Annotated in this window: 22 protein-coding genes; 14 read left to right on the forward strand and 8 right to left on the reverse strand. The window is 71.4% G+C overall.

Annotation, left to right across the window (positions count from 1 at the left end):
- The first annotated feature begins 54 nt into the window (after nucleotides 1–54).
- Nucleotides 55–1722: a cellulose binding domain-containing protein gene (locus tag Mco01_RS11135; protein ID WP_204056810.1), complete on the forward strand. Its 1668-nt coding sequence runs from the start codon at nucleotides 55–57 to the stop codon at nucleotides 1720–1722.
- Nucleotides 1723–1740: 18 nt separating this feature from the next.
- On the opposite strand, the gene Mco01_RS11140 is transcribed toward Mco01_RS11135, so the two are convergent.
- Nucleotides 1741–3180 (reverse strand): MFS transporter, encoded by a 1440-nt coding sequence (locus Mco01_RS11140; protein WP_239103521.1) that lies wholly within the window; start codon nucleotides 3178–3180, stop codon nucleotides 1741–1743.
- Nucleotides 3181–3299: 119 nt separating this feature from the next.
- On the opposite strand from Mco01_RS11140, the gene Mco01_RS11145 reads away from it, so the two are divergent.
- Complete coding sequence (locus tag Mco01_RS11145) at nucleotides 3300–4223, forward strand: SDR family oxidoreductase (protein WP_204056812.1); 924 nt, start codon at nucleotides 3300–3302, stop codon at nucleotides 4221–4223.
- 1 nt (nucleotide 4224) lies between these two features.
- Nucleotides 4225–5064 carry a MaoC/PaaZ C-terminal domain-containing protein gene (locus Mco01_RS11150; RefSeq protein WP_204056813.1) on the forward strand — a complete coding sequence of 280 codons (840 nt, stop codon included), beginning with the start codon at nucleotides 4225–4227 and terminating at the stop codon, nucleotides 5062–5064.
- A gap of 155 nt (nucleotides 5065–5219) precedes the next feature.
- Here Mco01_RS11150 and Mco01_RS11155 read toward each other — a convergent pair whose 3' ends face one another.
- Nucleotides 5220–5867, reverse strand: a complete 648-nt coding sequence (locus tag Mco01_RS11155; protein WP_204056814.1) for a TetR/AcrR family transcriptional regulator — start codon at nucleotides 5865–5867, stop codon at nucleotides 5220–5222.
- 139 nt (nucleotides 5868–6006) lie between these two features.
- Between Mco01_RS11155 and Mco01_RS11160 the strand changes: the two genes are divergently transcribed.
- Both Mco01_RS11160 and Mco01_RS11165 read left to right on the forward strand, forming a co-directional pair.
- Nucleotides 6007–7176, forward strand: coding sequence for an acyl-CoA dehydrogenase family protein (locus Mco01_RS11160; protein WP_204056815.1), 1170 nt, complete (start codon nucleotides 6007–6009; stop codon nucleotides 7174–7176).
- A 1-nt stretch (nucleotide 7177) separates the two neighbouring features.
- Nucleotides 7178–9292, forward strand: a complete 2115-nt coding sequence (locus Mco01_RS11165) for an acetate--CoA ligase family protein (protein ID WP_204056816.1) — start codon at nucleotides 7178–7180, stop codon at nucleotides 9290–9292.
- A 57-nt stretch (nucleotides 9293–9349) separates the two neighbouring features.
- Here the strand turns inward: Mco01_RS11165 and Mco01_RS11170 are convergent, their stop codons facing one another.
- From Mco01_RS11170 to Mco01_RS11180, 3 genes are all read right to left on the reverse strand, one after another.
- Nucleotides 9350–10477 carry a thiolase C-terminal domain-containing protein gene (locus tag Mco01_RS11170; protein WP_204056817.1) on the reverse strand — a complete coding sequence of 376 codons (1128 nt, stop codon included), beginning with the start codon at nucleotides 10475–10477 and terminating at the stop codon, nucleotides 9350–9352.
- Complete coding sequence (locus Mco01_RS11175) at nucleotides 10474–10902, reverse strand: Zn-ribbon domain-containing OB-fold protein (RefSeq protein WP_204056818.1); 429 nt, start codon at nucleotides 10900–10902, stop codon at nucleotides 10474–10476. The genes Mco01_RS11170 and Mco01_RS11175 overlap by 4 nt, the downstream gene beginning before the upstream one ends.
- 96 nt (nucleotides 10903–10998) lie before the next feature.
- Nucleotides 10999–11511: a VOC family protein gene (locus Mco01_RS11180; RefSeq protein ID WP_204056819.1), complete on the reverse strand. Its 513-nt coding sequence runs from the start codon at nucleotides 11509–11511 to the stop codon at nucleotides 10999–11001.
- 174 nt (nucleotides 11512–11685) lie between these two features.
- On the opposite strand from Mco01_RS11180, the gene Mco01_RS11185 reads away from it, so the two are divergent.
- The gene (locus Mco01_RS11185; protein WP_204056820.1) at nucleotides 11686–13011 is read left to right on the forward strand and encodes an MFS transporter; all 1326 of its coding nucleotides are present in this window, start codon (nucleotides 11686–11688) and stop codon (nucleotides 13009–13011) included.
- A gap of 22 nt (nucleotides 13012–13033) precedes the next feature.
- On the opposite strand, the gene Mco01_RS11190 is transcribed toward Mco01_RS11185, so the two are convergent.
- A complete protein-coding gene (locus tag Mco01_RS11190) occupies nucleotides 13034–13549 on the reverse strand; it encodes a MarR family winged helix-turn-helix transcriptional regulator (protein WP_204056821.1) in 516 nt (171 codons plus the stop codon).
- A 154-nt stretch (nucleotides 13550–13703) separates the two neighbouring features.
- Here Mco01_RS11190 and Mco01_RS11195 point away from each other — a divergent pair, with 154 nt between their 5' ends.
- Entirely contained in the window at nucleotides 13704–14474 is a 771-nt protein-coding gene (locus Mco01_RS11195) for a pirin family protein (RefSeq protein WP_239103522.1), read from the forward strand.
- Nucleotides 14475–14543: 69 nt separating this feature from the next.
- Entirely contained in the window at nucleotides 14544–14879 is a 336-nt protein-coding gene (locus Mco01_RS11200) for a YnfA family protein (protein ID WP_204056822.1), read from the forward strand.
- Nucleotides 14880–14909: 30 nt separating this feature from the next.
- Here the strand turns inward: Mco01_RS11200 and Mco01_RS11205 are convergent, their stop codons facing one another.
- Nucleotides 14910–15860 carry a LysR family transcriptional regulator gene (locus Mco01_RS11205; RefSeq protein WP_204056823.1) on the reverse strand — a complete coding sequence of 317 codons (951 nt, stop codon included), beginning with the start codon at nucleotides 15858–15860 and terminating at the stop codon, nucleotides 14910–14912.
- A gap of 181 nt (nucleotides 15861–16041) precedes the next feature.
- Between Mco01_RS11205 and Mco01_RS11210 the strand changes: the two genes are divergently transcribed.
- The 3 genes from Mco01_RS11210 (at nucleotide 16042) to Mco01_RS11220 (ending at nucleotide 17844) form a co-directional block, all read left to right on the forward strand.
- Nucleotides 16042–16785 carry an SDR family oxidoreductase gene (locus Mco01_RS11210; protein WP_204056824.1) on the forward strand — a complete coding sequence of 248 codons (744 nt, stop codon included), beginning with the start codon at nucleotides 16042–16044 and terminating at the stop codon, nucleotides 16783–16785.
- 250 nt (nucleotides 16786–17035) lie between these two features.
- The gene (locus Mco01_RS11215; RefSeq protein ID WP_204056825.1) at nucleotides 17036–17449 is read left to right on the forward strand and encodes a ribonuclease domain-containing protein; all 414 of its coding nucleotides are present in this window, start codon (nucleotides 17036–17038) and stop codon (nucleotides 17447–17449) included.
- 8 nt (nucleotides 17450–17457) lie between these two features.
- Complete coding sequence (locus Mco01_RS11220) at nucleotides 17458–17844, forward strand: barstar family protein (protein WP_204056826.1); 387 nt, start codon at nucleotides 17458–17460, stop codon at nucleotides 17842–17844.
- A 12-nt stretch (nucleotides 17845–17856) separates the two neighbouring features.
- Here the strand turns inward: Mco01_RS11220 and Mco01_RS11225 are convergent, their stop codons facing one another.
- Nucleotides 17857–18429, reverse strand: coding sequence for a DUF6461 domain-containing protein (locus tag Mco01_RS11225; RefSeq protein WP_204056827.1), 573 nt, complete (start codon nucleotides 18427–18429; stop codon nucleotides 17857–17859).
- A gap of 444 nt (nucleotides 18430–18873) precedes the next feature.
- On the opposite strand from Mco01_RS11225, the gene Mco01_RS11230 reads away from it, so the two are divergent.
- Genes Mco01_RS11230 through Mco01_RS11240 form a run of 3 tightly spaced genes read left to right on the forward strand, consistent with a single transcriptional unit; the run spans nucleotide 18874 to nucleotide 21612 of the window.
- Nucleotides 18874–19515, forward strand: a complete 642-nt coding sequence (locus tag Mco01_RS11230; RefSeq protein ID WP_204056828.1) for a GOLPH3/VPS74 family protein — start codon at nucleotides 18874–18876, stop codon at nucleotides 19513–19515.
- 34 nt (nucleotides 19516–19549) lie between these two features.
- Nucleotides 19550–21022 carry an APC family permease gene (locus Mco01_RS11235; RefSeq protein ID WP_204056829.1) on the forward strand — a complete coding sequence of 491 codons (1473 nt, stop codon included), beginning with the start codon at nucleotides 19550–19552 and terminating at the stop codon, nucleotides 21020–21022.
- Nucleotides 21019–21612: a GNAT family N-acetyltransferase gene (locus tag Mco01_RS11240; protein ID WP_204056830.1), complete on the forward strand. Its 594-nt coding sequence runs from the start codon at nucleotides 21019–21021 to the stop codon at nucleotides 21610–21612. The genes Mco01_RS11235 and Mco01_RS11240 overlap by 4 nt, the downstream gene beginning before the upstream one ends.
- Nucleotides 21613–21701 lie beyond the last annotated feature (89 nt).

Consider the following 21701-nt stretch of genomic DNA (forward strand, 5'->3'; position numbering starts at 1 on the left):
CGGCGTATTTCGTGCGAACCGCTCCCGTACGCCGCCGCGCGATGAGGAAGTCCCATGAGACGACGCTTCCGGCCGGTCCATCTGCTGGTGTCGCTGGTCCTGGCCCTCGCGGCCGGCACGGTGGCGCTGTCCCACTCGGCCGCGCAGGCGGCGATCTCGGGCTTCGTCCAACGCTGCGGCGTGCACTTCTGCCTGAACGGCAGGACGTACTACTTCGCCGGGGCCAACACCTACGACGTGTTCACCTACGGCGGCAGCTATGGGGACACCGAGACGCAGTACATGGACAAGGCGCGCATCGACGCCCACATGGCCGAGTTGCAGGCCGACAAGGTGAGCGTATTGCGGCTGTGGATGTTCAGCCACGAGAGCTGGCACGGCTTCGAGCCCGCGAAGGGCGTGTACAACGACCAGCAGTTCGCCCTGTTCGACTACGTCATCGAGTCGGCCAAGGCGCACGACATCCGGCTCATCCCGGTGTTCGAGAACTACTGGGAGGCGTACGGCGGCATCGACACCCGGCTCGCGTGGGAGGGGCTGAGCGGCGGGCACCCCGGCCGCGCCGTCTTCTTCGACAAGACGAAGTGCCCGGGCTGCTTCACCCAGTACAAGAACTACGTCAGCTACGCCCTCAACCGGACCAACCACTACAGCGGCGTCAAGTACAAGGACGAGCCGGCCATCTTCGCCTGGGAGCTCATGAACGAGCCGCGCTACCAGGACGTCAGCGCCGACGAGAACAAGAGCGGCGCCACGCTGCGCAAATGGGTCGACGAGATGGGGGCGTACGTCAAGGGCATCGACCCCAACCACCTGCTCGGCACCGGCATGGAGGGCCACGAGTCCCGGTACGGCTTCGGCGGCGACGAGGGCAACCCGTTCGTCTACATCCACCAGTCGCCGTACGTCGACTTCACCTCGGCCCACCCCTATCCGAACGCCGGCTGGGCCAACCTCACGCTCGACCAGACCAAGACGCTCATCGGCCGGTGGATCTCCGACTCCCACGACGTGGTCGGCAAGCCGTTCTTCATGGGCGAGTTCAACACCGAGGGGAACGCCGACCGGGTCACCTGGTGGACCCAGCTCTACGCCGACTTCGAGGCGAGGGACGGCGACGGGTCGGCGTTCTGGTGGTACCCCGACAGGAACGCCGGGGGTGACCAGCACAGCGTGAAGAGCGGCGACCCGGCGCTGGCCGTGTTCCGCGCCCACTCGGCCCGGATGGCGGCCAAGAGCGGCGGCACCCCGAGCCCGTCCCCCTCGCCGACCCGCAGCCCCAGCCCCTCGCCCTCGCCGACGCGGAGTCCCAGCCCGTCGCCGTCCCCTTCGCCGTCGCCGACCCGCAGTCCGAGCCCGTCGCCCAGCCCGAGTCCGAGTCCGTCGCTCAGCCCGACGTCCCCGCCGTGCACGGTGACGTACCGGACCAACGACTGGGGGAGCGGGTTCACCGCGGACCTGACGATCGCCAACGGCCTGGGCGGCCCGGTCGACGGCTGGACCCTGGCGTTCGCCTTCGCCGGCAACCAGAAGATCACCAACGCCTGGAACGGCGTCGCCACGCAGTCGGGCTCCCAGGTCACGGTGAAGAACGCGAGCTGGAACGGCGTGATCGGGGCCGACGGCGGCACGGTGAGCGTCGGCTTCCAGGCGAGCTACAGCGGCTCCAACCCGGCCCCTGCGGCGTTCACGCTCAACGGCGCCCCCTGCGTGCGCCGGTGACCCGGCGGGCGGGCGGGGTCAGCCCGCCCGCCTCCGCGTCACGCAGGTGAGCACGGCCAGGGCGGAGATGGCGGTCATGCACCCGAGTGCCCACCGGTAGCCCGTCACGAGCTGCGCGACCCCGGCCGGCGAGACGTGCGAGAGCGTGCCGGCGAAGACGTACTCGTGCAGCGCGGCCGGCAGCGGCATCGTGATGATCGACAGGACCAGGGCCGTGCCGACCACGACGCCGGTGTTCTGGAGCATGAGCCGCATGGCGTTGACGATCCCCAGCCGGTTCGAGGGCAGCCCGTGCAGGATCGCCGTGGTGTTGGACGGGAGGAACAGCCCCGAGCCCACCCCCACCAGCACGAGGGCGGCCGAGATCGGGACGTACGAGGCGTCCGGGGAGACCACGGCGAGGAGGGCGAGCAGGCCCGCCGTGGTCAGCGAGGTGCCGATCATGGCGGCGGTCCGCGCGCTCAGCCGGCGCTGCAGGAAGCCGGACGCCACCGACGCGCCCATGGCGGCGACGGACAGCGGGAGCACCTTCAGCGCCGCCCGCACCGGGTCCTCGCCGTGCACCGCCTGGAAGAACAGCGACACGAGGAACACCACCCCGACCCGGGCGACCGAGTTGAGGAAGGACGCGAGCGTGCCGAGCGCGAACGGCGCGTCGCGGAACATGCGCAGGTCCACGACCGGATGGCGGGCGCGCAGCTCCCGTACGGCGAAGAGCGGGAGCGTCACGGCGAAGACGGCGAGGCCCGAGACCACCAGCGGGTGGTCCCAGCCGAGCCTGGTGACCTCCGACAGCGCGAGCAGCAGGCCGCCGAGGCAGGCCAGGATGAGCGCGTTGCCGGGCAGGTCGAGCCCCTTGTCCTGAACGGCCGGGCGGCCGGGGTGCAGCGCGACCGCCCCCCAGACCAGGCAGGCGACGCCGATCGGCACGTTGTACCAGAACACCCAGCGCCAGCCGAGGTGCTCGCTGAACAGGCCGCCGAGCGTGGGCCCGGCGAGCTGGGCGATGGAGAACGAGGCGGTGTAGACGCCCATGCCCTCACCGAGCCGCGACCTCGGGAAGGCGTCGGTGACCAGCGCCGCGCTGTTGGTGAGGAGCATCGCGCCGCCGGCGGCCTGGACCACCCGGAGCCCCACGATGAGCCACGCGTCCGGTGCGAACCCGGCGAGCAGGCTGGCCGCGGTGTAGGTGGCCAGCCCGCCCAGGTACATGGCGCGCCGCCCGAACAGGTCGGCGAGCCGCCCGAACACCACCATGAGCACGGTGGTCGTGAGCTGGAAGGCGAGCAGGATCCAGCTCGCCGCGTCGGCGCTCGCGTGCGTCTGCCGTACGACCTGGGGGAGGGCGACGTTGAGCGCGCTGCCGCCGAGCGCGGTGAGCACGCTCGCCATGCTCACCACCGACAGCGTCCGCCAGGCGTGGCGGAGCCGTTCCCGCTCGCCGATCTGTGTCGTCACCGTTCCCGACGTGGTCGTCATCGCCCGGCGAGCTGGATCATGACCGGCCCCTCCCTGTCAATTTTTAGACTTCAATACTAGAATCGTATTCACATCGAGGTCGGGTCAAGGGAGCGCGCATGGGCGGGATCATGGAAGGCCGCGTGGTGATCGTCACCGGAGCGGCGCGGGGCATCGGGCGCGGGCATGCCCTGGAGTTCGCGCGCCAGGGCGCCAGGGTCGTGGTCAACGACCTCGGCGCCGAGGTCGACGGCACGGGCTCCTCCACCGGGGCGGCCGGAGAGGTCGTCGAGGAGATCAGGGCGATGGGCGGCGAGGCCGTCGTCGACGGGGAGGACGTCTCCGACTTCGAGGGCGCCGGGCGGCTGGTCAGGACCGCGATCGAGCGCTTCGGCGACCTGCACGTCCTGGTCAACAACGCGGGCATCCTGCGCGACCGCATGATCGTGAACATGACGCCGGAGGAGTGGGACGCCGTGATCGGCGTGCACCTGCGCGGCACGTTCGCCCCGCTGCGGCACGCGGCCGCGTACTGGCGGGGCCGGGCGAAGGACGGCGAGCCGGTCGACGCGCGCGTCGTCAACACCACGTCGTCGTCCGGCATCTACGGCAACGCCGGCCAGGCCAACTACGGCGCCGCCAAGGCCGGCATCGCCGCGCTGACGATCATCGCGGCCAAGGAGCTCGCCCGGTACGGCGTGACGGTCAACGCCGTCGCCCCGGCCGCGCTCACCCGGATGACGGAGAACCTCGTCCCGGGCCGCCGCCCGTCGGCGGAGGACGGGTTCGACCCCTCGGCGCCGGACAACATCGCGCCGCTGGTCGTGTGGCTGGGCAGCGCGCAGTCCCGGGGCATCACCGGACGGGTGTTCAACGTGCGCGGCGGCATGATCAGCGTGGCCGAGGGCTGGCACGCCGGCCCCGGCGTCGACAAGGGCGCCCGATGGGACCCGGCCGAGCTGGGCGAGGTCGTCCCCGCCCTGGTGGACAAGGCCGCGCCGAACGCCCTCACCAGCGGCCGGATCCCGAACGGGGAGGACTGACATGCCCCTCCACCACGGCGTGATCGGCCTGGAGAGCCCGCCGTACGAGCGGTCGTGGACGTCGAAGGACACGCTGCTGTACGCGCTGGGCGTCGGAGCCGGAACCGCCGAGCTCGCCTTCACCACCGAGAACAGCGCCGGGCTCCGGCAGCGCGTGCTGCCCACCTTCGCGGTGCTGGTCGCCCAGGCCCCGACCGGCCGCCGCCTGGGGGACTTCGACCCGGCCATGCTGGTGCACGCCGAGCAGAGCTTCGAGGCGCACCGCGAGATCCCGCCCGAGGGCAGGGTCAGGACCACCTCGACGGTGACCGGCATCCACGACAAGGGGTCGGGCGCGCTCGTGACCAGTGAGGCCCGCGCCGTCGACGCCGAGACGGGCGAGCCGATGGTGACCTCCCGCAGCGCGGTCTTCATCCGCGGCGAGGGCGGCTTCGGCGGCGGCCGCGGTCCGCGCGACGAGTGGGCCGAGCCGCAGGGGCCGCCCGACCACAAGGTCACCTACCCCACGCATCCCGACCAGGCGCTGCTCTACCGGCTGTCCGGCGACCGCAACCCGCTCCACTCCGACCCCGCGTTCGCCGCGCGGGCGGGCTTCGACCGGCCCATCCTGCACGGCCTGTGCACGTACGGCGTGACCGGACGGGCGCTCCTGCACGCGGTGGCGGGCTCCGACCCCGCCCGGCTCGTGGCGATGTCGGGCCGGTTCAGCCGCCCGGTGCTTCCGGGCGAGTCGCTGACGGTGTCGATCTGGGTGGACGGGCCGTCCGTCCTGTTCAGGACGGCGAAGGACGACGGGACCGTGGTCATCGACCGGGGCAGGGCCACCGTCCGCCCCGCGTGACGCCCGCGCGGTCATCGGGACGGTGAGGCGGCGCAGCCGGAGGCATCGGGCGTCAGCGTCGCGGCGGGTCCGGGTCGGGCCCCAGCATGGGCGTCGCGGCCGGGCCGGGTCGGTCGGCTCAGGCGCGGCCGTCCTGGCAGGGCTGTCGGCGGGGCTCAGGCGTTGGCGCCGTCCGGGGACGACGAGGCGGCCGGCCAGGGGGCGCCGAAGCGGCGGATGAGCTCGACCGCCGCGTCGACGACCTCCCGGGCCTCCTCCTCGGTCTCGCTGGTGGCGACCTCGCGGCCCGCCTCGCCGATCACGCTGGTGAGCACCGAGACCATGAGGCGGTCGGCCGGGGTGCTGCCCGCCCCCAGCAGCACGGCGTTCTGCCGCACCCACGCCCTGCCCCGGGTGCGGCGCATGAGCTCGAACCCCGGCGGGCCGTGGCCGTCCATGAACAGGCGGACCAGGTCGCGGCGCTTCCAGGACCCTTCGAGGAAGGCCTTCGCCCCGGCGATGAACAGCTCGACCGGGTCCTTGACGCCCGCCTGCCTGGCGGCGGCGACGGTCGAGGCGGCGGCCTCCTCGTGCGCGGCCTGGTGCTCCTCCCACAGGGCGAGGAACAGCTCCGTCTTGCCGCCGAAGTGGTGGTAGAGGCTTCCCACACTGGAGCCGGCGCGCTCGACGACGTCGGACACGTTGGCGTCGGCGAAGCCGTGCTCGGAGAAGACCTCGCGAGCCGCCTGGAGCATGCTCCTGCGGGTCTCGGCGGTGCGGCTCCACTCCCAGGATCCGCCCCTCCCGCCTGCCTTGCGTGCCATCTCGCTCCTCGGGTCGACGCCCCTCATCCTAATCCTTCAAATTCTAGAATTGTGTTCGGCAACAGGGTTGACAGCGCCGTCACGGACGCCCAGGCTGGAAGCCGAAATACTAGAGGCTCATTCTAGAAAAGAGTGCGGTATGGATTTCTCCCTCAGCCCGGAGGAACGGCAGATCCGCGACACCATCCGCTCCTTCGTCGAGAGGGAGGTCATGCCGTTCGAAGCCGAGGTGCTGCGCAACGAGCGCGCCGGCCGCCCCGCTCTCGACCCCGAGATCCTGCGGGACCTGCGGCTCAAGGCGAAGAAGATGGGCTTCTGGGGGATCAACACCCCCGAGGAGTACGGCGGGGCGGCCCTCGGGCCCGTCATGTCGGCGATCATCGCCATGGAGGTGGGGCGCACCTTCGTGCCGTTCAGCTTCGGCGGCTCGGCCGACAACATCCTCTACGGCGGGAACGAGGAGCAGAAGCGGCGCTACCTCATCCCCACCATCGAGGGCGAGCGCCGGTCCTGCTTCGCCATCACCGAGCCCGGCGCCGGGTCCGACGCGCGCAACATCCGGACCCGGGCGGTCAAGGACGGCGCCGAGTGGGTCGTCAACGGCGAGAAGACCTTCATCACCGGCGGCAACGAGGCCGACTTCGTCATGGTGTTCGCCGTCACCGACCCCGAGAAGGGGGCGAACGGCGGCGTCACCTGCTTCCTCGTCGACCGCGACATGGGCTGGAAGTCCGAGCCGATCCCGACGATGGGGCAGTGGGGCCCGGCCTCGCTGGTGTTCGAGGACGTCCGGGTGCCCGAGGCGAACATCCTCGGCGAACTGGGCAAGGGGTTCGACCTCGCCATGCAGTGGATCGGCCAGGGCCGGTACATGATCCCCGCCAGGGCCGTCGGCTCGGCCGAGCGGATGCTCCAGATGGCCGTCGACTACGCCAAGATCCGCACGTCGATGGGCCGGCCCATCGCCGAGTACCAGGCCATCCAGTGGATGATCGCCGACTCGCAGGTGGAGATCGAGGCGGCCAAGTGGCTGACGCTCCACGCCGCCTGGCGCGTGCAGCAGGGCATGGACGCCCGGCACGCCTCGTCGATCGCGAAGCTGAACGGCGCGGTCATGGCCAACCAGGTCGTCGACCGCGTGCTGCAGATCCACGGGGGGATGGGCTACACCAAGGAGCTCCCGATCGAGCGCTGGTACCGGGAGCTCCGGCTGCTGCGCATCTTCGAGGGCACCGACGAGATCCAGCGGCGCACGATCGCCCGCAACCTGCTCAGGGGTCACGCCCGTCTCGGCACCATCGGGGAGTGAGATGTCGCTCGACACGCTGTTCAACCCGCGTTCCATCGCGCTGGTGGGCGCGACCGACAAGTCGGGCTGGTCGATCAGCACGCTGGCGAACCTGCGCACGCACGGCTTCTCCGGCCCCGTCCACCTGGTGAACCCGCGCGGCGGGGTGGTGCACGGCGAACCGGCGTACCGGAGCCTGTCCGACATCCCCGGCACGGTCGACCTGGCGTACGTGATGGTTCCCACCGCCGCGGTGCTGTCCGTGCTCCGCGAGGGGGCCAAGCTGGGCATCACCGGGTACGTCATCCTCACGGCCGGCTTCGCCGAGGCCGGCCCGGAGGGCGCGGAGCTGGAGCGGGAGGTCGTCGAGTTCGCCCGGGAGAACCACCTGACCGTGCTCGGGCCGAACGGCAACGGCTTCATCAACGCCGCCGCCGGGATCACCCCGTACGGCCTGCCCATCCCCTCGCCGCTGCTGCGCGGGTCGGTGGGCGTGGTGCTGCAGAGCGGCGCCCTGGCCAGCTCCGTCCTCGGCTTCGCACAGGCCCGCAACGTCGGCGTCAGCCTGCTGACCTCGATGGGCAACGAGTCGCTCGTCACGGTCACCGACGTCGTCGACCACCTGGTGGACGACCCGGCCACCCGGGCCATCGCCCTGTTCCTGGAGTCGGTCCGCGACCCCGCCGAGTTCTCCCGGGTGGCGCGCAGGGCGCTGCTCGCGGGCAAGCCCATCGTGGCGCTGAAGATCGGGCGCAGCGGGCTGGCCTCGCGGACCGCCCAGGCCCACACAGGGGCGCTCGTGGGCGACGACGCCGTCATCGACGCCGCCTTCCGCCAGCTCGGGATCGTCCGGGTGCGCTCGCTGGAGGACCTCATCATCACGGCCGGGCTGCTGGCCGCGTCGGGTCCGCTGCCCGGGCCGCGGATCGGGGTGGTCACGCCCTCGGGCGGCGCATCGGAGATCATCGCCGACCGGGCCGAGGACGAGGGGCTCGAACTGCCGCAGTTCGCCCCGGAGACGGTCGCCCGGCTGGAGACGATCGTGCCGTCCTTCGGGACCGTGCAGAACCCGCTCGACGTCACCGGGTACATCCTGATCGACAGGACGTTGCTGGGGCGGGCGCTGGAGGCGGTGACCGCCGACCCGGGTGTCGACGCGGTCATGCTGCTGTCGGAGCCGCCGCGCCTCGCCCCGCCCGACCCGGAGCCGACCTTCGCCCTGTTCACGGCCAGCGCCAGGCGCATCGCCGAGTCCCCCGTGCCCGTCGTCGTGGTGAGCAACGTGCTGACCGACGTCACCGAGTTCGGCCGGACCGTCCAGGAGAGGACCGGCTTCCCGTACGTCGCGGGCGGCATCGAGCACGGGATGCACGCCATCGGCGCGGCGGTGCGGTGGTCGCGGTGGCACCGGGAGGCGCTCGCCCGCGCCGCCGGACCGGAGCCCGCCGCGGCGCCCGTGCCCACGGAGGCGGACGTCGAGGGGGCGAGCGGCGTCTGGGCCGAGCACCGCGCCGCGGCCCTGCTCTCGTCGGCCGGGCTTCCCGTGGTGCCGTCCCGGCTCGTGGACGACGAGGAGTCCGCCGTGGCCGCGGCCGGCGAGTTCGGGTACCCGGTGGTCCTCAAGGCCGCGGCCGAGGGGCTGGGGCACAAGAGCGACATCGGCGGCGTACGGCTCGGCCTGCGGGGGCCCGAGGACGTCCGGGCGGCCTTCCGGGCCGTCATGGGCGCCCTGGAGTCCGCCGGGACGGCCGCGGGCGGCGCGCTGGTCCAGCCCCAGCGGAGCGGCGGCGTCGAGCTGCTCGTCGGCGTCGTGCGGGACCCCGCCTGGGGCCTCACCCTCGCCGTCGGCCTGGGCGGGGTCTGGGTCGAGGTGCTGCGCGACACCGCGCTGCGCGTCCTGCCGGTGGACGCGGCTGAGGTCCGCCGGGCCCTCGGCGAGCTGCGCGGCCGCCGTCTCCTCGAGGGCGCCCGGGGCACCGAACCGGCCGATCTGGACGCGGTCGCCGACGTGGTGGCCCGCGTCGCCGCGGTCGCCGAGAGCCTCGGCGACCGTCTGGAGTCTTTGGAGATCAACCCTCTGCTGGTGGCCGGATCCCGCGTGGAGGCGCTGGATGCCTTGATCACCTGGCGTGCCTGACCAGCCTGACGTCCACGTCGCCCCGGGGCCGTACGACCCCGGGGCGTTCCGCGTGGGTCAGGGCCGGTGATTGGACAGGACGAGGGTGGCGGCCGAGGCGAACATCCCCCCGTTGCCGAGCACGACGCTCACCTCGGCGCCCGGCACCTGCGCCGCGGCCTCCCCGCGGAGCTGCCGCACCGACTCCTGAATGGCGAACATCCCGTACATCCCCGTGTGGGTGTAGGACAGCCCGCCGCCGTTGGTGTTCATGGGCAGGCGGCCGCCGGGGGACGTGTGCCCCTCGGCGACGAAGGGGCCGGCCTCGCCGCGCTTCACGAAGCCGAGGTCCTCCAGCCCGTAGAGCGGGACGTGGGCGAAGGCGTCGTAGATCATCAGGTGGTCGACGTCGTCGTGTGAGATCCCCGCCTCGGCGAAGGCCGCCTCTCCCGACACCCGGAAGGCCCGCGAGGTGGTGAAGTCGGCCATCTGGGAGATGATCGGCGACTCGGCCGACTCGCCGGACCCGAGCAGGTACACCGGCGACCGGCGGGCGCGCTCCTCGGAGGTGACGATCAGCGCCCCGCCCCCGTCGGTGACGAGGCAGCACTCCAGCAGGTGGAAGGGGTAGGCGACCATCCGGGAGTCGAGGACGTCCTCGACCGTGACGAGGTCCCGGTACATCGCCCGCGGGTTGCGGTGGGCCCAGCGCCGCTGGGCGACGGCGACCTCGGCGAGCTGCTCGTGGGTGAGGCCGGTCTCCTTCATGTAGCGCAGCGCGGTCAGCGTGAACATCGTGGCCGGCCCCAGGACACCGTACGGCAGCTCGAACTGGCCGGCGAGGCTGTCGGGGCCGAGCGCGGGGCGGGCCGCGCCGACGCGGGACCGGCCCGACTCGCCGTGCGTGATCAGGACGGTGGTGCACAGCCCGGCGCGGACGGCCGCCGCGGCGTGCCGCACGTGGAAGAGGAACGACGAGCCGCCGACGCCGGTGCCGTCGAGCCACGACGGGGTGATGCCGAGGGCGTGGGCGATCTGGACGGGCCCGGGGACCCCCACGGTCGCGACGCCGTCGATGTCGTCCTTGGTCATCCCGGCGTCGGCGAGCGCGTTGCGGGCGGCCTCCAGGTGGAGCTGGGTCGTGGAGAGGTGGGGCAGTCTGCCGACCTCGTCCGTCTCGGCCGCTCCGGCGATCACGACGGTCATCGGGCGGCCTCCTCGGGCTCCTCGGGCTGGAACAGCGGGACGTGCACGTCCCCGCGGCGTTCGAAGACCACCCGCAGGCCCATGTCGAGCGGCAGGTTCTCCGGCGTGATCTCGGTGCCGACGATGTTGGTCATCATCCGCACGCCCTCCTCCAGCTCCACGACGGCGATGGCGTACGGCCCGTCGTCCTCGAACCCGGGCGCGGGACGGTGACTGATCACGTATGAGTACAGCGTCGCCCGGCCGCTCGCCGTCACCCATTCGACGTCGCCCGACCCGCAGTGGGGGCACCCAGGCCGGGGATAGAAGTAGTGCCGCGAGCACGCGCGGCAGCGCTGGACGCGGAGCTCGCCCGCGGCCGTGCCGTCCCAGAACGGCTGGGTGTCCGGGGTGGGTTTCGGTATGGGCTTCGACGGGGCGGCCATGCGTTCTCCTCCGGCGCGGCAGCTTTTAGAGCTAGATTCTAGAACTCGAATCTAGAGTTTGGCGAGACGCGACCGCCCTCGAACGGTTGCCCGGGGTCAGGGGCTGGGGACGCCGGTGCCGCGCCGGCCGTGCCCGGCCAGCAGGTCCGCCAGCGACGGCAGCGGCTCGGGGTTGCGCGGGCCCGGCTGGGCCAGCTGGATCAGCACGCCGTGCGCCTCCTTCGGGTGGAGGAACACCTCGCGCCACCGCGGCTCGGCCAGGTTGAGGCCGAACAGCCGGTAGCCCCGTTCGCGCAGCAGGTCCACGGCCGCGTGGATGTCGGACACGTGGAAGTTGAGGTGGTGGACGCCGCCCCTGCCCCTGGTGAGCTCGAAGAAGCTGTCGAAGAAGGACGACCCCGCGAGCGGCTCCATCAGCTCGATCTTGCTTCCGTTCGCGTACCGGAGCTGCAGCGTGCGGTAGCCGTTGGCCGTGTTGTCGCCCCCGCTCACGTACACCCCTCCCAGCAGGTCCAGGTAGATGGGCAGCAGGTCCCTGATGCGGGGCGCGGCGACGGCCGTGTGGTCGAAGGCGGCGTCCAGTCCGGCGAGCTCCTGGGTGATGTCCACGGCACTCCTCGTCGTAATCCTAGAACGTCATTCTAACGACCGGCCGGGCCGTGGGACCTGCTCACGACCTCTTGACGTGGACGGTGAGAGAGCGGAGCATTCGTGGAAATGAATTCTAGAGCTAACTTCTAGAACTCGACTGCCCGGCGGGGGGACTGAGGAGAAAGGCGTTCGATGAGCCTGTCCTACGTACGCGAACTGGACGAGTACCCGACCGGTGCCCGCCGCATGAAGATCCTCACGATGGCCGTGCTGGCCATCCTCATCGGCTCCTACGAGGCGCAGATCGCCCCTGTGGTCCCCCTGCTCCTGAAGGACCTCCACATGTCCCTGGCGACGTACGGCGCGGTCTCCGGGGTGGCCGCCGTCTCGGGCGCCCTCGCCTCGGCCGTCGGGGGCAGGCTCACCGACCAGGTGGGCAGGGTCCGCCTGCTGGTCCCGCTGATGATGCTCACGGCCGTCTGCTGCTTCGTCATGACGCTCGTGCACAGCCCGCGCGACCTGCTGATCGCCCGGATCCTGCTGGCGTTCGTCGACGGCGTGGCGATGGCGAGCACCGCGCCCCTCGTGCGCGACTTCTCGCCCCGGGTGGGCCGCGCGCAGGCCTTCGGCTTCTGGACGTGGGGTCCCGTGGGGGCGAACTTCCTCGCCGCGGCCGTCGCCGGCTGGACGCTGCCGATCTTCCACGAGTCGTGGCGGTCGCAGTTCGTCATCATGGGCTGCTTCTCGCTGGTCATCTCGATCGTCATCGCCCTCAACATCGCCGACCTGTCGCCGGAGCTGCGAGCCCGGATCCAGCTCACCGAGCGCCGGGCGGCCCGCGTCGTCGACCTGACCCGGCCCGCCCGGGTCTCCGCGCTGTTCGCCCGCCGCACGATCTGGGCCCACGTGGTCGGCATCTCGCTGTGGCTCGTGCTCTACATCACGCTCTCCCTGTTCGGCCAGACGATGCTCGTGGGCGCCCTCGGGATCTCCACCGCCGAGGCGTCGACGATCATGGCGGTCTTCTGGAGCCTGAACCTGATCACCGTGATCGCCGCCGGGCGCGTCTCGGACCGCACCGGCCTGCGCAAGCCGTTCGCGCTCGGCGGGACGGTCGCCGCCGTGGTCATCACCGCCTACCTCGCGTACTGCCTCGGCCAGGAGAGCGTCTCCACGGGCACGCTCATGATCACCGGCGCCCTGCTCGGCGGCTCGCTCGGCGTGGCGTACGCGCCCTGGATGGCCAACTACTCCGAGGACGCCGAGGACGTGGACCCGCGCCTGCAGGGCACGGCGTGGGGGCTGTTCGGGTTTCTCACCAAGGCCATCGCCGTGATCGGGCTGCTGGTCATCCCGCAGGTGGTCGAGGCCACGAGCTGGCAGGTGTGGCTGATCGTCAGCCTCGTCTGCCTCGTCCTGTTCGCCCCCGCCGTCTTCCTCTTCCAGGGGCCCTGGCGGCGCGAGCGGACCGGCTCGGTGGGCCGGGCCGCCCCCGTCGCCATGGCCGAGGCCGAATGACGGGTGCCGTTCCGGGCGGCCGTCAGCCGTCCCGCCCGTGGTCGCGGGACTCCCGGCCGGCCGCCGGGGGATCCGGGGTGCCGGTTGTCTCGATCCGGTCGAGCACCCGCGACGACAGCCGTTCGAGCGCCGTGACCTCCTCCTCGGAGAGGCCGTCGAAGACCACCCGCCGTACCGTCTCCACATGACCGGGAGCCGCCGCGCCGATCGCGCGGCGGCCCTCGTCGGTCAGCACGACCAGCGCGCCCCGGCCGTCCTCGGCGCACTCCTCCCGGGCGATCAGGCCCCGGCGCTGCATCCGGCTCAGGTGGTGGGACAGGCGGCTCTGCTCCCAGTCGAGGCCGCGCTGGATCTCGAACGGCCGCAGCCGCCCGTCCGGCACGTCGGTCAGCAGCACGAGCACCTCGTAGTCGGCGAGGGACAGGCCGGAGTCGGCCTGCAGCCGGCGGTTGAGGTGGGCCGTCAGCCGGCCCTGCATCCGCATGTAGGCCCGCCAGGCTCGCTGCTCGTCCTCGTCGAGCCACCGGGGAGTGCTCATGTCCCGAGCCTACGTCCTTCGATGACACATCATGGATATGGCGGAATGCATGACGCATCATCTATGTTGTGGAGGCGCGTAGATGATGGGTCATCTACCAGAGGCGCCGCCGGGTCCGTCCCGGAGGCGACCGATCTCGACGAAGGGGAGTGCCATGACCGCCACGATGCCGGCCCCGAAGGTGGACGTCCGCCGTGCCGAGGACCGCTTCACCACCAGGATCGCCTGGCTGGACTCCAAGCACTCGTTCTCCTTCGGCGGGCACCACGACCCGCGCAACACCCACCACGGCGTCCTGCTCGTCAACAACGACGACATCGTCCGGCCCGGCACCGGGTTCGACACCCACCCCCACCGGGACATGGAGATCGTGACCTGGGTCATGCGGGGATCTCTGGTGCACCAGGACTCGACCGGCCACTCCGGCGTCATCTACCCGGGCCTCGCCCAGCGGATGAGCGCGGGCACCGGCATCCTGCACTCCGAGAAGAACGACTCCTGGCGGCTGCAGGGGGGCGGGGAGCACGACGAGCCCGTTCACTTCGTGCAGATGTGGGTCGTCCCGGACGAGGCCGGGATCACACCGGGCTACGAGCAGCTCGAGATCGAGGGCGACCTCCTGGCCGGCGGCCTGGTGCCCGTGGCGAGCGGCATGGCCAAGCACGACGGCGTCTCGGCCGTCCGGATCAAGAACAGGTACGCCGCGCTCCACGCCGCCCGCCTGCAGGCCGGTGAGAGCGTCGAACTGCCGGAGGCGCCGTTCCTCCACCTGTTCGTGCCGCGCGGCGCGGTGACCCTCGAAGGAGCCGGCCCGCTGAACACCGGCGACGCCGTCCGCTTCACCGCCACCGGCGGGCAGCGGGTCACCGCCACCGAGCCCGCCGAGATCCTCGTCTGGGAGATGCACGCCACCATCGCCGCCTGAGCACACTTCCCGCGGCAGCCTTTCACGGCCCGATCCGGCTTTGGGTCCTCGACCAATAGCCTCGCCTGCATGACCGTCGTGCGTTCCGTCGTGTTGTTCGTCCTGGCCGCCGTACTCGAGATCGGGGGCGCGTGGCTTGTGTGGCAGGGTGTGCGCGAGCACCGCGGCTGGGCGTGGATCGGGTTTGGCGTGCTCACCCTCGGCGCGTACGGGTTCGTCGCGACCCTGCAGCAGGACCCGCACTTCGGGCGCATCCTCGCGGCGTACGGCGGGGTGTTCGTCGCCGGCTCGCTGGCCTGGGGGATGGTGATGGACGGTTACCGCCCCGACCGGTACGACGTGCTCGGGGCCCTCGTGTGCCTCGCCGGGGTCGCGGTCATCATGTACGCGCCCCGCGGACACTGACAGACCCCCGGTTCTGGGCCGACGCCGGCGTCAGGCGGATGGGCCGTTCCTCGGCTCGTCGTGGCCCGGCGCTCGTCGGTGTGGCGGGGCGGCGCCTCCGAGGTGGGTTCCGGCGAGTCTCCGGAAGGCCGCCACGAGGCGGTTGCGGTCGCCGGCTCGGGTGGCCAGGACGACCTGGCTCGGCTCGACGCCCTCCAGGGGGATGGTGGTGAGGTCCGGGCGCAGCCGGCCGGCGTGCTCGCCGGCCGGGATGATCCCGACGGCCTGGCCGCCGGCGATGAGCTCGGCCTTGTCCTCGACGGACTCGACGAGAGGGCCGTCGGGTGCGGGGCTTCCGTCGGGACGGGGGTCGATGCGCCAGAAGGCGTTCCACTCCGGGTCGGGCACCCGTGGCAGGGGTTCGCCGGCGATGTCGTCGACGGTGACGGAGTCCTTGCCGGCGAGGCGGTGGCCGAGGGGCACCACGAGCACCCGGGGTTCGTCGTAGAGGACCGTTACGTGCAGGCCGCCGGTCGGGAACGGGAGCCGGGCCACCACCGCGTCCACGCGGTGATCGAGCAGCGCTTCGCGCGCTTCGTTCCACGCGAGATGCAGGGCGCGCACCTCGGCGTCGGGGTGCCGGTGGCGCAGCTCCCGCACGGCCGGGGTGACGATGAGGTTCGTGGTGTACCCGACGGTGATCCGGGTCGGCTGGGCGGCCGCCCGGGTGCGCGCCACGGCCTGGGCGGCGGAGCGCAGCAGCGTCCTGGCGAGCGGAAGGAAGACCTCACCGGCCTCGGTGAGGCCGGTGCCTCGCGTGGTGCGGTCGAGCAGGCGGGCGCCCACCTGCTGTTCGAGGCGGCGGATCTGGCGGCTCAGGGACGGCTGGGTGACGTGGAGGGCCTCGGCGGCCCGGCCGAAGTGCCGGTGCTCGGCAAGGACAGTGAAGCACTGCACCAGCCGCAGGTCGAGGTCCACCGGAGGCGGTCGCGAGTCGGGCATGGCCGAAGCGTAGTACCTGCCTGCATACCCGAGCGACTGCTGTGAAGTGCGGTGATGCGCGTCTCGTATTACTCGGTACGAAACATTCATTGGACCCGGAGCGCTCCGCGGCCGGAGGGTGGGATCAGCGGCCCGGCATCCGGGCCGGTCCTCACATCGATGTACCGAACGGGAGTGCACCATGCCCGCACCTGCGGCCCTGATCACCGGCGGAACCAGCGGAATCGGCAAGGCCACCGCCGAACTGCTTCATCGGCGCGGATACCGGGTGATGGTGACCGGGCAGAACCCCGAGACCATCGCCGCGGCCGAGAAGTCACTTCCGGACCAGATTGCCGTGGTGCGGGCGGACGCCCGGTCACTGGCCGACACCGATCGCGTCGCCGAGAAAATCCGGGAGCGCTTCGGCGCTTTGGACGTCCTTTTTCTCAACGCCGGGATCATCCGGTCGCTACCGGTAGGGGCTTTCGACGAAGCCGCCTTCGACGACCTGGTCGAGGTCAATTTCAAGGGCCAGTTCTTCACCCTCCAGAAGACCCTCCCCCTGCTCAGGGACGGAGGTTCGGTCATCTTCACCGTCGGGATCGGCGCGACCAGGGGAATGGCCGGCGGGTCGGTCACCGCCGCCACCAGGGGCGCTCTCCTGTCCCTTGTACCGTCCCTCGCCCTCGAACTGGCGCCCCGGCGCATCCGGGTCAACGCCGTCAGCCCCGGCGCCGTCGACACAGGAATCTGGGCCAAAGCCGGACTCCCGCCCGAAGCGCATGAAAAGGCGGTCAACGTCATCGTCTCCCGGGTCCCCCTGGGAAGGTTCGGAACCAGCGAAGAGATCGCCGAAGTCGTGGCGTTCCTCGCCTCGGACGCCGCCGGCTACGTAACCGGACAGAACATCGTCATCAGCGGAGGAGCCGGGATCGGCGCGTAGGTATGCCGCCACGACACCGGCCCGCCGCGGGCTGCGCGCGCCCGGCGATCAGATCGCGATCCCGGACCGCCGTCCTGGGCCGATCCCGTGTCCCGGCCCGGCGACTGCCGGGAGAACCCCGCTCAGCCGGGATCTTGTGGGGCAGAGCCGGAAGAGTTCACCGTACCTTTGGCGATCTATGGCTTTATTTGACCCGTTCTGACGGTGATCCTTACTGGTGTCCGCCTGGCATCCCCCGCAAGGAGGCTTCGTGCACACTCCGCCCCGCCGTCGTCCTTCCTGGCCGGCCCGACTGGCCGTCCTGATCGCCGCCATCACGTCCATGACCGTCCTGGTCGGCGTCGCTCCCGCCGGCGCCTCGGTCTACAGCTCCTGCACCATCTCCCGGTGCTCCGACGCCCGCTACGCGAGCTCGGTGTGGGCCTCCAAGGGCTACCCCACCAGCAGCGGCTGGTACTCCTGGCCCGACGGCAGGTACAACTACACGGGCGGGCGCTTCTACAACCGCGAGGGCGAGCTTCCGAGCGGCGCCACCTACTACGAGTACGACGTGTACTCCCGGGCGAAGGGCGCCGCCCGCGACGCCTACCGGATCGTCGTGAACCGCGGCACCGGCGCCGTCTGGTTCTCGCCGAACCACTACACCGACTTCTACAGGCTCTGAGGACTCCCATGGCATCCGCCGAACGACCGCTCCCGCAGTGGCTGACCGTGTCCGTCGGACCGGCTCCGGCGGTCGTCGACGGGCGCGCCTGCCGGACCCGCGCCGCCTTCTTCGAGGAGGTGGCGCGGGCCCTGGCCCTCCCGGACTACTTCGGCCGCAACTGGGACGCGCTCACCGACGCGCTGCGCGACACGACCGGGGCGGGCGGCGTCGCCCTGGTCGTAGGGCACGCCGAGGACCTGCTCATCGAGGAGCCCGCGGAGCAGTTCGCCACGCTGCTGGCCGTCCTGGACGCGGCGGCGGCCGACTCCGGGCTGACCGTGACCCTCTGCACCAGCCCCGACTACGAATCCCCGCTCCGCGAACGGCTGTCGGACGCCCTCTCCGACCTCTGACCGGCGGCCGCCCTACAGCAGACCGCGGGTGGAGCCGACGAGCACGGGCTCGTCGAGCGCATCCGGCGTCATCCGCACCCCGGTCACCCTCTCGGCCAGCGCGAACGCCGTGTGGATCGGGTCCCCCCAGTCGTCGTCCTCGTCGCCGTCATCCTCCGTGGGCATGCCGAGCTCGACCATGTGCGGCAGGAGGCGGTCCTCGTCGCCGCCCGCGCGGTCCATGGGGTAGTCGGGCTCGAAACGGGTCACGATCCGGCCGTCCACGGCGTGGACGAACTGCTGGTCGGCGTTGACGTTCAGGAAGACCGACGCGGTCACGGCGCCGGCCGAGAGCCTCTTCGCGACGTCGTCGAGCGTGCACGCGAACCCGTTGGGCTCGACGAGGATCGTGCCTCCGTGCACCTCGGCGGCCCCGATGGCTCCGTCGAAGTAGAGGTCGTCCACGTCCGCGACGGCCGCGATTCCCAGCCGTTCGAAGGCCTGCTGGGGCGTCAGGCCGCCGACGAAGGTGACGCAGAAAGCCACCGCCAGTCCCTCGTCGTGCTCGTCGAACCAGGCGTAGTCGTCGGCCGTCGCGCCGCTCATCGACGTCTCCTCTCGGGTGGGGGGCACCGGCAGGGACGATCGTGCCCGACGCCTCCGACAAAACCGCGTCCCCGCCGATGCGCGGCGAAGGGCGATCCGCCGCGTCCGCTATTCGTGTCGCTCATTAAGGAGTTGTTTCGGCTGCCGAAAACCATTCATGGAACGTGCCGAACACGGGCGAATCGCCGTAAGGTCGGACGCCGGCCGGAACGGCAGGCCGTACCGGCGGGAACAGGTCCGCGGCGGCATCGGCGTGCAACACACGCGGCCCTGGATCGTTCCGCGAGGTGTTCCGCTGTGCTCGCCTGGAAATGGTTGCCCGAAATAGCGGAGTGCAGTAACCGTAAGGGGCGTCGCGACCGTACGTGCCTGGTCATTGGTAATCGGGCACTGCCGTCTTTCCTCGATGACAGATTTAACAATTCGCCTATATCATCGCCGTTCGTGGCTGAAGGTGATCTTTCGAGCCCGTCGCTGGCCGACGATCTGTACTTCGTCATGCACGACAACGGAACGGGTCAGCCGCGGTTGCATCCCCGGCTCGCGAGCATCGGGCTGGCGGGCGCCGTCCTGGGTGAACTGATGCTCGCCGAACGCGTCACGGTCGAGCTCGCCTCGGGCCAGGACCGCCTCCATGTCCTCGCCTCGGACGCCACCGGCGAGCCGCTCACGCAGAACGTGCTGGACCAGATCGTCGCCGAGCCGCAGCACCCCCTCCACACCTGGCTGCTGTTCTTCGCCCGCACGATCTACGCCGACCTCAGAAGCAGGATGATCGCCGCGAACCTGCTCCACCCGCCGGGACGGTCCCTGTTGAAGCAGCAGCCGGCGGCCCCCGTGGACTCGAACACGGCCGCCTGGCCGCGCGCCCGTCTCACCCTCGCCATCCAGCGGCGCAGGCCGCCCGCGCTGAGGGACTGCGTCCTGTACGGGCTCTGCGTGGCCACCGGATGCGACCAGCAGGCGCTGTGGGAGCACGACCGCGAGTTCCAGGCCGCCGCGACCGCCATCCTCCCCGTGCCCTTTCGGAGACTCGTCGTCCAGACCGAGGTCGCCATCGGCGAAGTCGTCATCAGCCGTCGTTGACCCCCTTCCCGCCCCCCTCTCACGGAGTCCCGGTATGTCACTGACAGAGCAACGGCCCAGCGCCGTGTCCGCAGCCCTGGCCGAGGATCGGCTCGGCGTCCCATCGGTAGTGTTCTTCGTCATCTCCGCCGCCGCGCCGCTGATGGTCGTCGCGGGCTCGGTCCCCACGGCGTACGCGGTGACCGGCGTCCTCGGCGTGCCGTTCGCGTTCCTGCTGCTGGGCGCGATCTTCGCGCTCTTCGCCGTCGGCTACGTGACGATGGCGCGGCACGTGGTGAACGCGGGCGCCTTCTACGCCTACGCGACCCAGGGACTCGGCCGTACGGCGGGGGTGGCGACCGCGTGGGTGGCGCTGCTCGCCTACAACGCCCTCCAACTGGGCCTGTACGGCATCATCGGGTCGGCGGCCGAGCCGCTGCTGCGCGACTGGTTCGGCCTGTCGCCCGCGTGGTGGGTGATCGCGCTGGTGGCGTGGGCGCTGACCGGCGTGCTGGGCCTGCTGCGGGTGGACGTCAACGGCAAGGTCCTTTCGGTCCTGCTGGTCAGCGAGATCGCCGTCGTCCTGCTGTTCGACCTCGGCGACCTGTTCAACGCGGCCCCGAGCGGCGTCAGCTTCACCGGCTTCAGCCCCGGCTCCCTGTTCGTGCCCGGCGTGGGGGCCGCGCTGGCCACGGTCGTCGCGGGCTTCGCCGGGTTCGAGTCGTCGGTGGTCTTCGCCGAGGAGTCCAAGGACCGCAACAGGACCGTGCCGGTGGCCACCTACCTCGGCATCGCCATCATCGCGATCCTGTACGCGATCTCGGCGTGGGCGCAGACGGTGCCGACCGGTCCGGACGGCGTCGTCAAGGCGGCGACCGACCAGGGGACCGGGTTCGTCTTCGCCCAGGCGGCCGACCACCTGGGCTCCACGGTCGCGACGCTCGGCTCCGTCCTGTTCATGACGAGCAGCATCGCCTGCATGATCGCCTTCCACAACACCACGGCCCGCTACATCTTCGCCCTGGGCAGGGAGAACGTGCTGCCCTCGGTGTTCGGGCGCACCTCGGCCCGCACGGCCGCCCCGGTGGCCGGATCGGTGCTGCAGACGGCGCTCGGACTGATCGTGATCGTCGTCTACGCGGTCCTCGGCCTCGATCCCGTCACGAAGCTGTTCTTCACCTTCGGCGCCTTCGGCGGCCTCGGGCTGCTGGCCCTGCTCGCCGCGACCTCGATCGCGGTCATCGCCTACTTCGCCCGCGACTCCCGGGGCGAGACGGCGTGGCGGACGCGTGTCGCGCCGGCCCTGGCGACCCTGGCGCTGTTCGTCATCATCGGTCTCACCCTGATGAACTTCGACACCGTGCTCGGGGTCGCGCCCGACTCCGTCCTCCGCTGGATCCTGCCCAGCCTCTTCGTCGTGGCGATCGTCTTCGGCGTCGTGTGGGCGCGGGTGCTGCAGGCGACCAGGCCCGAGGTGTACGCGAACATCGGCCTCGGCGCCCAGGCCGTCGGCGGAGGCCGCAAGTGAGCGCCGAGATCACCTACATGACGGACGCCGCCGTGGCCGGCGGCATCATCGCCGACACGTTCGGCACGGACGAGATCACGGCCTGGCTGGTCCCGGCGGTGGAGGACCGCCTGCCGATGCAGAGGCGGTTCTTCACCCTGCAGGTGACGCACGCGCTCGAGCACGGGACCGTCTACGGGATCCACGAGTCGGGCGAGCTCTCCGGGGTCGCGGTCTGGTTCACCGCGCCGTTCCCCGAGGTCCCCGGCCTGGAGGAGGCGATCGCCTCCTTCGCGGGGGAGAACGCCGAGCGCTACGGCATCCTGGGCGAGCTGATGGACAAGCTCCACCCGCACGAGCCCCATCACTACCTGGCGTTCATCGCCCTGGTCCGGGGCAGGACCGGCCGCGGCCTCGGGACCCTCCTGCTGGAGGAGCACCACCGCAAGCTCGACGCCGAAGGGATCCCCGCCTACCTGGAGGCCAGCAGCGAGGCGAGCCGCCGGCTCTACCTGCGGCACGGGTATGTGGACATGCCCGAGTTGGTCCGGCTCCCGGGCGGCCCCGTCATGTATCCCATGTGGCGCGAGCCCCGCTCGGCGTCGTCGTGAGCCGAGGCGCCCGCCGGAGAGGCGCTCCGGCGGGCGCCTGTCTCACGTGAGGTCTCGCTCGCGCGCGGAGACGGCACAAGGACGGAGCT

The organism is Microbispora corallina (assembly GCF_016863035.1).
GTDB classification, from domain to species: domain Bacteria; phylum Actinomycetota; class Actinomycetes; order Streptosporangiales; family Streptosporangiaceae; genus Microbispora; species Microbispora corallina.

What these genes read in the sequence shown, in the direction of transcription:
- Mco01_RS11150 (WP_204056813.1), top strand. Translation starts at nt 4,225, where the DNA reads ATGCCCCTCCACCACGGCGTGATCGGCCTGGAGAGCCCGCCGTACGAG.
- Mco01_RS11235 (WP_204056829.1), top strand. Translation starts at nt 19,550, where the DNA reads ATGTCACTGACAGAGCAACGGCCCAGCGCCGTGTCCGCAGCCCTGGCC.
- Mco01_RS11205 (WP_204056823.1), bottom strand. Translation starts at nt 15,860, where the DNA reads ATGCCCGACTCGCGACCGCCTCCGGTGGACCTCGACCTGCGGCTGGTG.
- Mco01_RS11170 (WP_204056817.1), bottom strand. Translation starts at nt 10,477, where the DNA reads ATGACCGTCGTGATCGCCGGAGCGGCCGAGACGGACGAGGTCGGCAGA.
- Mco01_RS11220 (WP_204056826.1), top strand. Translation starts at nt 17,458, where the DNA reads ATGGCATCCGCCGAACGACCGCTCCCGCAGTGGCTGACCGTGTCCGTC.
- Mco01_RS11210 (WP_204056824.1), top strand. Translation starts at nt 16,042, where the DNA reads ATGCCCGCACCTGCGGCCCTGATCACCGGCGGAACCAGCGGAATCGGC.
- Mco01_RS11165 (WP_204056816.1), top strand. Translation starts at nt 7,178, where the DNA reads ATGTCGCTCGACACGCTGTTCAACCCGCGTTCCATCGCGCTGGTGGGC.
- Mco01_RS11175 (WP_204056818.1), bottom strand. Translation starts at nt 10,902, where the DNA reads ATGGCCGCCCCGTCGAAGCCCATACCGAAACCCACCCCGGACACCCAG.
- Mco01_RS11185 (WP_204056820.1), top strand. Translation starts at nt 11,686, where the DNA reads ATGAGCCTGTCCTACGTACGCGAACTGGACGAGTACCCGACCGGTGCC.
- Mco01_RS11225 (WP_204056827.1), bottom strand. Translation starts at nt 18,429, where the DNA reads ATGAGCGGCGCGACGGCCGACGACTACGCCTGGTTCGACGAGCACGAC.
- Mco01_RS11160 (WP_204056815.1), top strand. Translation starts at nt 6,007, where the DNA reads ATGGATTTCTCCCTCAGCCCGGAGGAACGGCAGATCCGCGACACCATC.
- Mco01_RS11190 (WP_204056821.1), bottom strand. Translation starts at nt 13,549, where the DNA reads ATGAGCACTCCCCGGTGGCTCGACGAGGACGAGCAGCGAGCCTGGCGG.
- Mco01_RS11135 (WP_204056810.1), top strand. Translation starts at nt 55, where the DNA reads ATGAGACGACGCTTCCGGCCGGTCCATCTGCTGGTGTCGCTGGTCCTG.
- Mco01_RS11145 (WP_204056812.1), top strand. Translation starts at nt 3,300, where the DNA reads ATGGGCGGGATCATGGAAGGCCGCGTGGTGATCGTCACCGGAGCGGCG.
- Mco01_RS11195 (WP_239103522.1), top strand. Translation starts at nt 13,704, where the DNA reads ATGACCGCCACGATGCCGGCCCCGAAGGTGGACGTCCGCCGTGCCGAG.
- Mco01_RS11200 (WP_204056822.1), top strand. Translation starts at nt 14,544, where the DNA reads ATGACCGTCGTGCGTTCCGTCGTGTTGTTCGTCCTGGCCGCCGTACTC.
- Mco01_RS11155 (WP_204056814.1), bottom strand. Translation starts at nt 5,867, where the DNA reads ATGGCACGCAAGGCAGGCGGGAGGGGCGGATCCTGGGAGTGGAGCCGC.